The organism is Qipengyuania psychrotolerans, from assembly GCF_019711355.1.
GTDB lineage: Bacteria > Pseudomonadota > Alphaproteobacteria > Sphingomonadales > Sphingomonadaceae > Qipengyuania > Qipengyuania psychrotolerans.
This window is the reverse complement of the sequence record NZ_CP081297.1, coordinates 1,542,295-1,555,466: the sequence shown is the minus strand read 5'-3', so window position 1 is coordinate 1,555,466 and position 13,172 is coordinate 1,542,295. Positions and strand designations below refer to the sequence as shown.

Below are 13,172 nucleotides of genomic sequence, written 5' to 3'. Positions count from 1 at the left end.
TTCGCATGGCACACAGGGGAACAGGGTTCTTCGACGGAAGAGGGCACTTCCACAAAACACCGGAAGAGGCGACGATTGCCGACCTCGCCGGGATCCTGGGCAAGATTGGTGAAGGCGACAGCCTCGCGCCGGGCATCGCGCAGATGCTGCTCGAACGCAGGCCCGAGATCGAACGCCTCTTTGGCGAGCATGACACGATGTTACAGGATTATCAGCCGATCGGCGCTGGATCTAAGGTTACCAGGCTCGAGCCTCGCGCTGGGTAGGTTTCCGACCAGCTAGAGCGTCAGATGGTAGCACTGGTTGTGCGGGCCGTTGGCGTATTCGGCGAAACCTTCGCCAGCCACGAATCCTCGCGTCGTGTATAGTCTGACCGCTGGTTGAAACGCGGCTGAGGTTCCTGTTTCAAGGCTGAGGCGCGTTACTCCAGATGCCCTTGCGATCTCGATCAGCTCCTGCAGGATACCGCGCGCTGCGCCTTTACCCGTGTGGTCGGGATGGGTGCGCATCGACTTCAGTTCGGCGTGATTGTTGCCGAGCGTTTTCAGCGCCCCGATTGCGATGAGAACTCCGTCATCCCATGCGCCCACGATCGTGATGTCCGGCGACGAAAGCCCGCTCACATCCAGCGCGAAATCCGTTCCCGGCGGCGAGACCGCGTGCATGTTCTGCTGATGTAGCGTGGCAAGAGCGCGCACATCCGGATCGTCGATACCGGCTTTTGCGATCCGCAGAGTCATTCTTCAACCATCGCGACTGCGCGAATCCAACCGGCACTTGCACGTTCGATCTTCACGGGAAAACAGCTGAATGTGAAACCGTGGTCGGGCAGGGCGGCCAGATTAGTCAGCTTTTCTATCTGGTAATACGGACGGATGCGGCCCGCTTTGTGGCCTTCCCAGATGATCGCGGGATCACGGGTTTCCGCCCATCTTCTGGCGGTATGGCTGAAGGGAGCATCCCAGCTCCATGCGTCGGTCCCGACAACTTCGACACCGCGCTGCGTTAGCCAGAGGGTGGCTTCCGCGCCGAGGCCCACGCCCTGATCGGTGAAGTTCTCGGTGCCATAGACTGCACCCGATTGCACCAGCACGATGTCGAGCGGCTTGAGATCATAGCCGATCTTGTCAAACGCCTGTTCGACTTCGGCGCCGGTCACCACATGGCCATGCGGGAGATGGCTGAAGTCCAGCTTCACCCCGGGTCGGAGGAACCTGTCGAGCGGCGCCTCATCGATGCTGGGCGCAGGGCTGGCGCCATCGTTCGTGGTGGAATGGTAATGCCATGGGGCATCCATGTGCGTGCCATTGTGCGTGGACAATTCCAGCATTTCCACCGCCCAGCCTTCGCCATCCGGCAAATCGTCCTTCTCTAGCCCGGGAAAGAACATGGCGATCTGTTCCCACGTGCTTTCGTGGGTCATGTACTGGATCTTGGGCCGCATCACTTCGGGGTCGGAGATGACCTCGTTGGTGATCGGAATCGAAAGGTCGATAAAGCGCGTCATCGCCCCAAACTAATGCGCCTGAAGCTGTTCGTCGAGGAAGCTTGCCACGTCGTCCAGCGCAACATCCTTCGCCAGGTATGCTGCACCGATGCTGCGCAGCAAAATGAAAGGCAGGGTGCCCGCATCCATCTTTTTATCGTGCAGCATGTGATCGGCCAACGTGCGCCCATCGCAGTTCAGACCAAGCGCGGAAATTTCGGCCGGGAGGCCCGCAGCATCAACAGCGTGTGTGACCCGTTCTGCATCATTCAACGATATCTCTCCGCGCCGTGCGGAGTAGCGCGCTGCCAAAACCATGCCGAGCGCGACGCCCTCGCCGTGCAACAACCGGTCGGAAAAACCTGTTTGCGCCTCGAGTGCATGGCCGAAAGTATGTCCGAGGTTAAGCAAGGCCCGGGCACCAGAAGTCTCGCGCTCATCCTCGGCTACGATCCGCGCTTTCATGGCGACGCTTGTCGCCACGGCGTGTTCGAGCGCTGCGGGTTCGCGGTCCACGACAGCGGCCCCGTTCTCGTCAAGCCAATCGAAAAAAGCCGCATCGCCAAGAACGCCGTATTTCAGCACTTCCGCATAGCCTGCGCGCATCTCGCGGTCCGGCAGGGTGCCGAGGGCGGAGAGGTCCGCCAGCACCAGGCTGGGCTGGTGAAATGCACCGACAAGGTTCTTGCCCGCCGATGTGTTGATCGCAGTCTTGCCCCCGACCGAGGAATCGACCTGTGCCAGCAATGTCGTGGGCAATTGCACGAAGCCGCAACCGCGTTTCAGGATCGCGCACGCAAAGCCGGTAAGGTCGCCGACTACACCGCCGCCCAGCGCCAGCACATGGTCGCCGCGCTCGACACCCTCGGCCAGCAGCCAGTCGGTCAGCCGGGCAAGGCTTTCCCAGCTTTTGGAGCCTTCGCCGGGCGCAACCTCGTACCAGCGCGGTTCCTTGCCGGCAGAGCGCAGCGATGTTTCGACCACTTCGCCCCAATGACGGCGCGCATTTGCATCGGCGACGATCGGGACGACGGGCTTGCGCAGGAATGCGGCGGCCTCCTCGCCAATTCCTGCCAGCAGATCGCGGGCCACGCGCACCTCATAGCTGCGTCCGGCCAGGGCCACGTCGATTACTGCCATTGAGCAAGCTCCTGAATGATCCGCGCAACCGCAACGTCATGCGGTCCGCCGTCTGTCACCACATGTATCTGGGCCTGCGCGTAGGCAGGGCTGCGTTGTTCCTTCAGATCGCGCAATATCTGCCGCGGGTCACCGGTCTTGAGCAGCGGCCGCGTATTCTTGCGGGAGGTTCGCTCGACCAGAGTATCGAGATCGCAGTCAAGCCAGACCGCGAGCCCGCGCTCCAGTACCAGCGCGCGAGTTTCCGCATCGATGAAAGCCCCGCCACCGGTCGCAATGACACCGTGCCCTTCGTCCATGAGCCGTGCGATCACCCGGCGCTCCCCATCCCGGAAATACGCCTCGCCATGCGCTTCGAAGATTTCGGCAACTGTTCGATCAGCCGCACGCTCGATCTCTTCGTCGGCATCAATGAAATCGCGGTCGAGGGCTGCGGCCAGCCGCCGCCCAATGCTGGTCTTGCCGACGCCCATCAAGCCGACGAGCACCAGAGGGCGGTCGATCTTGCGGGCGCTGCGGACCGTATCGGCCATATCGTGCGATGTATGCGCGTTGCTCATTGCCGCTCGACCTATAGATGGGCTAGAGCGCGGGCAACCCACACGGATTGTTGAACGAGGATATGAAAATCTTGGCCGTGAAACGCTCGCGCATGATCTGGATAGCTGCGTTTGCCCTATTGGCCGTGCTGGTAGTGGCATGGATCGACGGCGGTGAAGAACCGATCCGTCCAATAGCCCAGCCGCTCGAGATGCCTGAGGGTTCACGATGAACCGTGCATATTGGCTAAGCGGCGCAGCGCTCGTCCTCACATCCGGTATGGTTCTGGCGCAAAGCGCGCCGGAAAGCATCCTGCCGCCCGGCGCTTCTACCCCGGCGCCAACGCCCGCACCTGCACCGGCAAATCCTCAGCCGACTGCTTCGCCAGGAGCGCAGCCTGGTGGTGGCGAGGTCGTCCAGCCACTGCCATCCGCGCCCGAGCCGGTCGATACGTCGGGCGTGAGCCTGGCCGGCATCCCCTCGGTGGCCGAACTTGAAAAGATGACTGCGTCGGAGCTCGATGAAGTGCTCGGCCTCAGGCCGCGTTTCGATATCCCCCCGGCAGCTCGGCGGGCGATGAGCAAGATCGGCGTGATCGATCCTGCTGAAGGCGGTCTGCCGACCGGCTCTCTCAGCAATCAGCCGGCAACCCTCGTCCGCGCTGCACTGGGCGGCATCCAGGGACCTCTCGTGTCGCGCTGGGGCCATATTCTCATGCGCCGTGCACTTGCCAGCAGGCTTGAAGCACCAAGCGGTATGGGGGCGATCGAGTTCGCTACGCTCCGCGTACGCGCACTCAATCAGATGGGCGAATATGCCGCATCGCGCGCGCTGGTTCAGGATATCGACACAGCGAACTATTCGCCAGCGCTGACTGAGGCGGCGATCGACGCATACATCGGGACTGCCGATATTGTCGGCGCATGCCCGTCCGTCCGATTTGGAACGAGCGATGAAAAATCCGCGCGCTACGAAATGCTCGAAAGCATTTGCGCCGCATTCTCGGGCGAAAGCCAGCGCGCTCAGAACGAACTTCGCCGGCTGCTTGGGCGAACTGAAGAAGACGCGCGCATCGATGTGCTTCTGGCCCAGCGCTTTGCCGGTGCCGCTGGTGACGGGCGAAGAGCTGTTACGATCGAATGGGACGGCATCAGTGCGATGACGCCGTGGCGGTTCGCCTTGGCAAACGCCTTGGGCGAACAGGTGCCGGACAATTTGAACGAGGATCTGGGCAACCCCTACCGGATTTCCCAAGCCATCACACCAGCGCTCCCTGTCGAGCAGCGCATTCGCGGCGCCGATGTGGCTGCCGCTTCGGGTGTGCTTTCTGCCCAGGCGATTCTGGACCTTTACGGCCAGCTTTATGCCGCGCGCAGCGATGCAGGGGAGGTGCCTGAACTCACCACCGCTTCGCGTCTGCGCGATGCGTACGTCGATCCGTCTCCCGCCAACCGGATCGCAGCGATCCGTGACGTCTGGAACGGCAGCGATACGGATTACGGTCGCTATGTCCTGACAGCTTACGCCGCGGCGCGTGTCACCCCCAGCGAGGAATTCGCGGACGATGCCGGTGACCTCATCGCCTCGATGCTGACGGCCGGTCTCGACAAAGACGCTATGCGGTGGGCGGATGCAGTCGAGGAAGGCAGCCTAGGCTGGGCCCTGCTGGCAGTCGGCAATCCCGAAGGCGGCATGGTCAGCGATGGCCAGCTCGACACTTTCTTCGATGCCGACGATGCCAGGGGGAGTCGCAAGTCGCATATGTTGCTCGCCGGGCTCATGGGGCTGGAGCGCGTCGGAAGTGCGGATAGCGCTGAATATCGCGAACGGCTGGGCTCCAATCTTGGTGCGCCAACGCGGTGGACGGCCATGATCGACAAGGCCGCTGCGGTGAACAATCGCGCGCTGGTGGCCTATCTTGCCGGTGTGGGAATGCAGGGCACGAGCTGGGACCAGATGACCGGTCGGCACCTTTACCATATCGTTGGCGCGCTGAAGAAAGTGGGCCTTGAGGCCGAGGCAAGAATGATCGCCGCGGAGGCGGTCGCGCGGGCCTGACCTGTCCATGAGCGCGATTGAGGATTTTCTTGCCATGCTGTCCGCAGAACGCGGTGCGGCGCGCAATACGATCCTCGCCTACGGCCGCGATCTCGCTCAGGCAGAAGAAATGGTCGGCGGCAATCTGGCCGGTGCCAGCAGCGCGCAGCTTTCGAAACTCGGTCAGGGATGGTCGTCGCTCGCGGCGTCGACGATGGCGCGTAAGATATCGGCGTTACGGCAGTTTTTCGGATTTCTCGTCGATGAGGGGATGCGCGAGGACGATCCGGCACATGCGCTCCCGCGGCCGGTGGCTCGCCGTCCGTTGCCCAAGATCCTGTCACACGCGCAGGTCGAGGCACTATTTTCCCGCGCGGAAGACGAGGCCACCAGTGAACGGCCCGAGGCGCTCCGGATGCTGGTCATGCTCGAACTACTCTACGGCTCGGGCCTGCGCGCAACCGAACTGGTTTCATTACCACTTTCGGCGGTCCCGCGCGACGAGCCTTTCCTCACAGTCACAGGAAAGGGAGGGCAAGCGCGCCTCGTTCCAGTCAGTCGCCGCGCGAAACAGGCGCTGGCGCGCTGGCTGGCAGTCCGGCCCGGCGATTCGCAATTCCTGTTTCCATCGCGCAGCGCGCATATTTCGCGCGTGCGCCTGTTCCAGATGCTGAAAGAGCTTGCTGTGAGGGCGGATCTTCCCCCGGAAAAGCTGAGCCCCCACGTGCTGCGCCACGCCTTTGCGACCCATTTGCTGGAGGGCGGGGCGGACTTGCGAGCACTGCAAACCCTGCTGGGCCACGCCGATATCGCGACCACGCAAATTTACACCCATGTCGATGCGGCGCGGTTGGTAAAGCTGGTCAACGAACGGCATCCACTTGCCCGTCCGCGCGCGAGCGACTAGCGGCATTGCGATGATTTCTTATCTTGAATTCGAAAAGCCTGTCGCCGAGCTTGAAACCCGCATTGCCGAGCTGCGCAGTGCGGCCGAAGGCGATGACGTCGATATCTCCAACGAGTTGCAGCGTCTTGAGCTGAAAAGCGCGGATTTGCTGGCGGCGGCTTATTCCTCGCTCACTCCGTGGCAGAAAACCCAGGTTGCGCGGCACCCTTCGCGTCCGCATTTCCGCGACTACGTGGAGTATGCGTTCGAGGATTTCGTTCCGCTGGGCGGTGACCGCAACTACGGCGAAGACGAAGCCATCATGGGCGGCTTCGCCAAGTTGAATGGCCGCAAGATCGTGTTGATCGGTCACGAAAAGGGCAACGATACCGCCAGCCGCCTGCGCCACAATTTCGGCATGGGAAAACCCGAAGGGTACCGCAAGGCCATCCGCCTCATGGAAATGGCCGGGCGCTTCAACCTGCCGGTGGTGACGCTGGTCGACACATCCGGTGCGTTTCCCGGCGTTGAAGCCGAAGAGCGCGGACAGGCAGAAGCCATCGCTCGCTCGACCGAGGCTTGTCTCGGCCTGCCGGTACCGATGGTGGCGAGCATCGTTGGCGAAGGCGGATCGGGCGGCGCGGTTGCGCTGGCCAGCGCCGAGCGGGTGCTGATGCTGGAACACGCCGTATATTCGGTGATCTCACCCGAAGGCTGTGCCTCGATTCTCTGGCGCACGGCGGAAAAAGCGCCAGATGCTGCCGAAGCGATGAAGGTAACGGCCCAGGATTTGAAGAAGCTGGGTGTCATCGACCGAATCGTATCCGAGCCTGTTGGCGGCGCGCATCGCGATCCGCGGGCAGCGGCGCACGCGCTCGGCGAAGCGATCGGCGAAGAACTGGATATGCTCTCGCGCCATTCGTCTGAAGAGCTGAAACGGATGCGTGAAGAGCGCTTCCTGCAGATCGCAGGCTAGCCAATCGTTTTTTGAAGGGGCGGTTCGGGAACAAACCCGGGCATCCCCCTGTTCTCCCTAGCGTAACTAATCGGGCGCAGCGGCGGTGGGACCCGCGCGTTCATAAAGGGGAACACTGCATGTCCATCACCAAGACACTCGCCGCATCCACGGCAACGATCGCGCTGGCTCTTTCCGGCTGCGCGACAATTCCAGGGGCCTCAGCGCCCATTTCGCAGAACGAAGCACAGCAGGGCGCCGAAGCGCACCCGCAACTGCTCGCCGAATTTGGCGGCGCGATGACCGGTTCGCAGGCTCAGTATGTCGAGACCGTCGGCCAGAATATCGCGGTGCAATCCGATCTCGCCAATGCGCGCGGAAGTTTCACGGTTTCGCTGCTCAATAGCCCCGTGAACAACGCTTTCGCGATACCGGGCGGCTATATCTACACCACTCGCCAGTTGGTTTCGCTGATGAACAACGAAGCCGAACTGGCGGGCGTGCTTGGTCACGAAGTCGGCCACGTCGCCGCTCGTCACTCGCAGCGCCGCCAACAGGCTGCGCAGCGCAATTCGATTCTCGGCGTGCTCGGCGCCATCGCCAGCCAGGCGCTGCTTGGCGGCACCGGATTGGGCCAGCAGCTTGGCCAGCTTTCCCTTCAGGGCTCGCAGCTTCTCACACTAAAGTTCTCGCGCAGCCAGGAGTTGGAGGCTGACCGTCTCGGCATCGATTATCTGAACCGGGCAGGCTATGACACGCGCGCAATGAGCACTGTACTTGCCAGCCTGGCAGCGCAGAATTCGCTCGATGCGCAGTTGATGGGCCGCGACAATGCGCGCCTTCCTGAATGGGCATCGACCCATCCCGACCCGGCCAGCCGAGTGCAGACCGCTCTAAGCGTTGCGCAGCAAACCGGCGGTACGGGCGGCGTTACCAACAGGGACACCTTCCTGACGCGAATCGACGGTATCCTGTACGGCGATGATCCCCAGCAGGGTGTCGTCGAAGGCCGTGATTTCATCCATCCCGACCTGCGTCTCCAGTTCACGGCGCCGCAGGGCTTCTACATGGTCAACGGCACCCGTGCCGTTACGATCAGCGGCCAGAGCGGCAAGGCACAGTTCTCGCTCGGACCGTATGATGGCAATCTGCAAACCTATGTCGGCAATGTGTTCAACGCATTGAGCGAACAGCAGCAGGTCCGTCCGGCAAGCATCCAGACTACTACGGTCAACGGATTGCCCGCCGCATATGGCACTGCACGCGTCACCTCGGGCAACCAGAACCTGGATGTGACCGTCTTCGCGTATGAGTTTGCCAATGACCGCGCCTATCACTTCCTCGCGCTGACCCCTGCGGGACAGTCGGGAACATTCAATTCGATGTTCTCGTCGATGCGGAAGATTTCAGCGACCGAGGCCGCGAATGTCATCCCGCGCCACGTCGATGTGGTGACAGTCGGTTCGCGCGATACGGTTCGTACGCTGGCTGCGAAGATGGCGTATTCAAATGCGCAGGAAGCCCGCTTCCGCGTGTTGAACGGCCTGTCTTCGAACGAAGAAGTCCGCGCCGGACAGAAGGTCAAGATCGTGGTGCGCGGACGTTAAGTCCCGGCCACGCATCTATCTCAGACACAAAAAAGGCGGCGAGGGTGACCTCGCCGCCTTTCTATTGGAAAGCTTGGAACGATTAAACGTTCGCAGTCGACATCGCTGTATCAACGGTGTTGAAAGTCGTAGCGACTTCGCCGCCAACCGAGTTCAGTGCAGTGATCATGGCAACGGCGATGAGAGCAGCGATAAGGCCGTACTCGATTGCGGTTGCGCCTTCTTCGTTGCTGCGCAGCTTGTTGATGAACTTCATGTGTAGTCTCCTGGTTCAGTCTTCGTTTACCCGGCTCTTACCCCTGTTGCGGTTCGAGCTATCGTCGTTCTGACGCCGACAAGTTGATAAATCCCTAATCAACCTGCTGACGTTTTTTCCCGCTCAGACCGTTGCAGTCACGATGGTTGTGGAAATGGTGTTCCACATCGCAATCGTGGTTCCTGCGAACGAATTCACCGCGCCGATCATGGCGAGGAAAATCAGAGCGACAATCAACCCGTATTCAACCGCAGTTGCACCACTGTCGTCGCGACCCAATTTTTTGAGAAACTTGACCACCTGTGTTGCCCCTAAAGTCAATTCGTAGCTGACACCGTCGAAATACTCGGACACGTGTTAAGAAAAGGTTTCGAGGGAATGTGGTTTTGGAAAATATTCCGACATGGCGCTGTGTGGTAGCCATCGCCCTGCGCGCAAGTGATGGCCGCTGGCTGATGCATAAACGCCCGCAGGAAAAGCATCATGGCGGCTTATGGGAATTCCCCGGGGGCAAGGTTGAACCTACGGAAACCCCCGTAAATGCGTTGATTCGCGAGATTGCCGAAGAGCTTGGTATCGCCGTCCAGGCCGAGCATCTGACGCCGTGCTGTTTTGCACAGGAAGATCCGCAAGTCGGCCAGCGCCCGATTGTCATACTCCTTTACACATGCACCCGTTGGGACGGGGACGCGGCTGCGCTGGAAGGCGGAGAGGTGGCATGGTTTGCGCCTGAAATGATCGGCGAACTCGACAAGCCGCCGCTCGATGTCGAATTAGCTGCACAATTGCTCGCAAAGATGCCCGATTAGGTGTTGCCAAGGCAGGATCACCCACCTATGTGCCCCCCTCGGACGCGCCAGTAGCTCAGCTGGATAGAGTACCTGACTACGAATCAGGCGGCCGGAGGTTCGAATCCTTCCTGGCGCGCCATTGATGGCCATCTTCCCGACGGGGAGGGTGGCCTTCATTGGTTCTGGGGCCCGGAATATTGAGTTTCGGGACTATTCCGCCCCGTCTTCCAGCCGGTGCATATCATCGTCGCTGAAGCCGAAATGGTGGCCAGCCTCGTGGATTACCACGTGCCGCACCAGATCATCCATGCTCACGCCCGTCTCGCGCCATTCGGCGATCAGGGGACGGCGGAACAGCCAGATACGGGCCGGCATACGACCGCTCGCCCAGATCGAACGGTCCGGTAGCGATTCGCCCTCATACAGTCCGGTCAGGTGCCATTTGCTTTCGATCTCGACACTGGCCAATTGCTCGGGCGTGGCGAAATCTTCGACCCGCAGGACTATCTCTTCCATCTGTTCGCGAAAATGAGCGGGCAGTGCAGACCGCACTGCTTCGGCCATCTGCTGCATCTGCTGCTGGGTCGGTCCGGAGCGGTTGTGAAGCATCTCCTGTATATGAGTCGCCAACTAACCTTGCGCAAGGACGGAACCCCTCGCGTTGTCGCCTGTTCAATCAGGCAAAGGAGTTTACCCATATGACCGACACAACCGAAATCTTCGACCGCCTGAAGCAAGACCACGATCGCCACCGCGAACTTCTGGACAAGCTGCTAGAGACAAGCGGTGACAGCGCGGAGCGCGAAGAATTGTTCACTGAACTGACCAAGGAATTGAAAGGTCACGCTGCAGCTGAAGAGCAGGCGCTTTATTCTACCATGCTGCGCAAGCCGCCGACCACGGACGAGACTCGTCACTCGGTCGCCGAGCATCACGAAATCGACGAAATGCTCAACGATCTTGCGGCAACCGATATGGCGGAAGGTGGATGGTTGACTAAGTTCAAGACCTTCGCACACGATTATCGCCATCATATCGAAGAGGAAGAGGAAGACCACTTCCCCGATTTCGCCAAGTACCTCGATGACGAAGACATGAAGCACATGCGCGAAGTGTTCGACCGGCGTAAGGATGCTGAGAAATCTGAAGCGGAAGTGACTCCGGAAAAGAAAGAGGAAGCCAAGGAATAATATGGCGAAAGGGGTGGGCGACCTGGACCAAGAAGAAAAAGATCCGAAGAAAGTCTCCCGGCTCGACGAAGGTGTCGAGCCGGGCGTCTGGCGTTACGCCAAGGTGGATCGTGCGCGGGTGATCATCGATGCAGCGGATTACTTCGCTGCAATGCAGGCAGCCATGCTCAATGCGAAGCACCGGATCTTCCTGATCGGCTGGGACTTCGACACCCGAATTCACCTCGGCGAAGGTCGCCGTTGGTGGCAGAGGCCCTACAAGGACGGGCATCCCGCGCGGCTTGGAAGCTTCTTTTCCTGGCTGATCGGGCGTGAAAAATCGCTTGAGCTACGAATCCTTAAATGGAGCTTCGGCGTCTTCAAGTTCGTGGCGCGCGGATCGATGTGGTGGGACTTGCTGCGCTGGGCGCGGCACCGCCGGATCGATTTCAAATTCGACAGCGCTCATCCAACGGGGTGCAGTCATCACCAGAAGATCGGTATCCTGGACAATTCGCTCGCCGTGTGCGGCGGTATCGACATGACCGTGAAGCGGCTCGACACCCGTGAGCACAAGGAAGACGAGCCCTTGCGCCGCACTCCAAGCGGACAGACATACGAGCCTTGGCACGATGCCTCCATGATGATGGAAGGCGAGATCGCCGATGCGCTGAGCGACCTGGGGCGCGATCGCTGGGTCCGGGCAGGGGGCACGCCGCTGCTGCCGGTCAAGCCGCGCAAGGAGAGCCTGTGGCCGGAAGGCCTCGAACCCACGTTCGAGAATATCGAGATAGGGATTGCTCGCACCCGTGCAGCACACCGCGATTGGGGAAAGGTCGACGAGATCGAGCGTCTTTTCCTCGCCCATATCAAGCGAGCCAAGCACTTCATCTATGCCGAAAGCCAGTATTTTGCTTCACGTGCCGTGTCCGAAGCCATCATCGAGCGCGTACAGGAAGAAGATCCGCCTGAAATCGTGATTGTGCATCCCGAAAACGCCGATGGATGGCTTGAACAGCAGGCGATGGACCATGCGCGCGCTGAAATCGTCCGGTGCATCGAGGAAGTCGATCACAAGCACCGCTTTACGATATGGTGTCCCTGGTCGGGCGAGACGCCGATCTATGTCCATGCGAAAATGATGATCGTCGACGACGAGATCTTCCGCATCGGGTCCGCCAATCTGAACAATCGTTCGATGGGCCTCGACAGCGAATGCGATGTTTTCGTCGATACGGCGCGCAAGGGCAATGAACACGCCGCAGACGCGATCCGCGATATTCGCCATTCCTTGCTGGCAGAGCATTGCGGCGTCGAGGAAGACGAAGTTGGCGAATTGATCGCACGCCATGGCTCGATGGCTGCGATGATCGATCACACTGTTACCGAAGGCGGCCGCAATCTGCGCCGCTATCATCCGCCAGACCTCAACGGTGCCGAAAAGGCCGTAGCGGAAAGCGGAGTTCTCGACCCGGAAGAGCCGGATGAGATGTTCGAGCCGTTTGCAAATGGCGGACTTTTCCGCAAGGGAAGCCGCCTCCAACGGGTTCGCAACAAGATTAAAGGGAAGTGGGGCAAGTGAGCAGCCTTGTAGGTCCGGACGAAGACGATCCGCGCGGTAAACCGCCGGTACCCCAGCATGTGCAGGACGCGATCCGCACTCTTATCCAGTGGACCGGAGACGATCCCGACCGCGAAGGCTTGCTTGACACGCCGAAACGCGTTGCGCGGGCGTGGAAGGAATATTGCCTCGGTTATGAAGAGGACCCCAGCTACCACCTGAGCCGCGTTTTCGAAGAAGTGGGCGGCTATAACGAGATCGTGCTGCTGAAGGACATTCCCTTCCAGTCGCACTGCGAACATCACATGGCGCCGATCATCGGCAAGGCGGCCATCGCCTATCTGCCAAATGACCGTGTGGTCGGCATTTCGAAGCTGGCCCGCGTGCTCCACGGATTTGCGCGCCGGTTGCAGGTTCAGGAGCGTCTGACGGCCGAGGTCGCCGATTGCATCTGGGAGCATCTCCAGCCGCAGGGTGTAGCGGTGGTCATCGAAGCCTCGCACAGCTGCATGACCGCTCGCGGCGTCCGCACACCCGGCGTGGGCATGACCACCAGCCGCATGATGGGCACCTTCCTCGAAGACCAGCGCAGCCGCAAGGAAGTGCTCGGGCTGATGGGTTACGGCTGAGGGGTTTGCGGCTGAGTTAGCTTAATGTCGGCTAGCGACCCGATCGCGGACTTAAAGCCCACGATTCAGCTACGGCCGAGGAGCAAGACATAGGTATATGGTCCGATTGGCGATA

17 protein-coding genes and 1 tRNA gene are annotated in these 13,172 nt (G+C 60.6%); 11 read left to right on the top strand and 7 right to left on the bottom strand.

Going from position 1 to position 13,172, the window contains the following annotated elements:
* Positions 1-5 precede the first annotated feature (5 nt).
* Positions 6-266: a hypothetical protein gene (locus tag K3166_RS07670; RefSeq protein ID WP_221421702.1), complete on the top strand. Its 261-nt coding sequence runs from the start codon at positions 6-8 to the stop codon at positions 264-266.
* A gap of 12 nt (positions 267-278) precedes the next feature.
* Here K3166_RS07670 and K3166_RS07665 read toward each other — a convergent pair whose 3' ends face one another.
* The 4 genes from K3166_RS07665 to K3166_RS07650 are packed head-to-tail and all read right to left on the bottom strand — an operon-like array spanning position 279 to position 3,186.
* The gene (locus K3166_RS07665; protein ID WP_221421701.1) at positions 279-740 is read right to left on the bottom strand and encodes a GNAT family N-acetyltransferase; all 462 of its coding nucleotides are present in this window, start codon (positions 738-740) and stop codon (positions 279-281) included.
* On the bottom strand, positions 737-1,507 hold the full coding sequence (locus tag K3166_RS07660; protein ID WP_221421700.1) for a cyclase family protein: 771 nt from the start codon (positions 1,505-1,507) through the stop codon (positions 737-739). Before K3166_RS07660 ends, K3166_RS07665 begins: the two co-directional genes overlap by 4 nt.
* A gap of 9 nt (positions 1,508-1,516) precedes the next feature.
* Positions 1,517-2,626 carry a 3-dehydroquinate synthase gene (gene aroB / locus K3166_RS07655; RefSeq protein WP_221421699.1) on the bottom strand — a complete coding sequence of 370 codons (1,110 nt, stop codon included), beginning with the start codon at positions 2,624-2,626 and terminating at the stop codon, positions 1,517-1,519.
* Positions 2,617-3,186, bottom strand: coding sequence for a shikimate kinase (locus K3166_RS07650; RefSeq protein WP_221421698.1), 570 nt, complete (start codon positions 3,184-3,186; stop codon positions 2,617-2,619). The genes aroB and K3166_RS07650 overlap by 10 nt, the downstream gene beginning before the upstream one ends.
* 62 nt (positions 3,187-3,248) lie before the next feature.
* Between K3166_RS07650 and K3166_RS07645 the strand changes: the two genes are divergently transcribed.
* The 5 genes from K3166_RS07645 to K3166_RS07625 all read left to right on the top strand — a co-directional run bounded on the left by K3166_RS07645 (position 3,249) and on the right by K3166_RS07625 (position 8,651).
* Positions 3,249-3,398, top strand: coding sequence for a hypothetical protein (locus K3166_RS07645; protein ID WP_221421697.1), 150 nt, complete (start codon positions 3,249-3,251; stop codon positions 3,396-3,398).
* Positions 3,395-5,224, top strand: coding sequence for a hypothetical protein (locus tag K3166_RS07640; RefSeq protein WP_221421696.1), 1,830 nt, complete (start codon positions 3,395-3,397; stop codon positions 5,222-5,224). The genes K3166_RS07645 and K3166_RS07640 overlap by 4 nt, the downstream gene beginning before the upstream one ends.
* 7 nt (positions 5,225-5,231) lie before the next feature.
* Positions 5,232-6,110 (top strand): tyrosine recombinase, encoded by an 879-nt coding sequence (locus K3166_RS07635; RefSeq protein ID WP_221421695.1) that lies wholly within the window; start codon positions 5,232-5,234, stop codon positions 6,108-6,110.
* Between the two features lie 10 nt (positions 6,111-6,120).
* Positions 6,121-7,065 carry an acetyl-CoA carboxylase carboxyltransferase subunit alpha gene (locus tag K3166_RS07630; protein ID WP_221421694.1) on the top strand — a complete coding sequence of 315 codons (945 nt, stop codon included), beginning with the start codon at positions 6,121-6,123 and terminating at the stop codon, positions 7,063-7,065.
* 119 nt (positions 7,066-7,184) lie between these two features.
* On the top strand, positions 7,185-8,651 hold the full coding sequence (locus K3166_RS07625) for a M48 family metalloprotease (RefSeq protein WP_221421693.1): 1,467 nt from the start codon (positions 7,185-7,187) through the stop codon (positions 8,649-8,651).
* 82 nt (positions 8,652-8,733) lie between these two features.
* Here K3166_RS07625 and K3166_RS07620 read toward each other — a convergent pair whose 3' ends face one another.
* Together K3166_RS07620 and K3166_RS07615 are read right to left on the bottom strand one after the other, a co-directional pair.
* The gene (locus K3166_RS07620) at positions 8,734-8,907 is read right to left on the bottom strand and encodes a Flp family type IVb pilin (protein WP_221421692.1); all 174 of its coding nucleotides are present in this window, start codon (positions 8,905-8,907) and stop codon (positions 8,734-8,736) included.
* A gap of 123 nt (positions 8,908-9,030) precedes the next feature.
* Entirely contained in the window at positions 9,031-9,261 is a 231-nt protein-coding gene (locus K3166_RS07615; RefSeq protein ID WP_345719124.1) for a Flp family type IVb pilin, read from the bottom strand.
* 32 nt (positions 9,262-9,293) lie between these two features.
* Here K3166_RS07615 and K3166_RS07610 point away from each other — a divergent pair, with 32 nt between their 5' ends.
* Entirely contained in the window at positions 9,294-9,716 is a 423-nt protein-coding gene (locus K3166_RS07610; protein WP_221421691.1) for a (deoxy)nucleoside triphosphate pyrophosphohydrolase, read from the top strand.
* Positions 9,717-9,760: 44 nt separating this feature from the next.
* A tRNA-Arg gene (locus K3166_RS07605) sits at positions 9,761-9,837 on the top strand.
* A gap of 71 nt (positions 9,838-9,908) precedes the next feature.
* Here K3166_RS07605 and K3166_RS07600 read toward each other — a convergent pair.
* Complete coding sequence (locus K3166_RS07600) at positions 9,909-10,307, bottom strand: metallopeptidase family protein (protein ID WP_221421690.1); 399 nt, start codon at positions 10,305-10,307, stop codon at positions 9,909-9,911.
* Between the two features lie 89 nt (positions 10,308-10,396).
* Here K3166_RS07600 and K3166_RS07595 point away from each other — a divergent pair, with 89 nt between their 5' ends.
* The 3 genes from K3166_RS07595 to folE are packed head-to-tail and all read left to right on the top strand — an operon-like array spanning position 10,397 to position 13,057.
* Positions 10,397-10,888, top strand: coding sequence for a hemerythrin domain-containing protein (locus tag K3166_RS07595; protein WP_221421689.1), 492 nt, complete (start codon positions 10,397-10,399; stop codon positions 10,886-10,888).
* 1 nt (position 10,889) lies between these two features.
* Complete coding sequence (locus tag K3166_RS07590) at positions 10,890-12,449, top strand: phospholipase D-like domain-containing protein (RefSeq protein ID WP_221421688.1); 1,560 nt, start codon at positions 10,890-10,892, stop codon at positions 12,447-12,449.
* Positions 12,446-13,057, top strand: a complete 612-nt coding sequence (gene folE / locus K3166_RS07585; protein WP_221421687.1) for a GTP cyclohydrolase I FolE — start codon at positions 12,446-12,448, stop codon at positions 13,055-13,057. Before K3166_RS07590 ends, folE begins: the two co-directional genes overlap by 4 nt.
* Positions 13,058-13,172 lie beyond the last annotated feature (115 nt).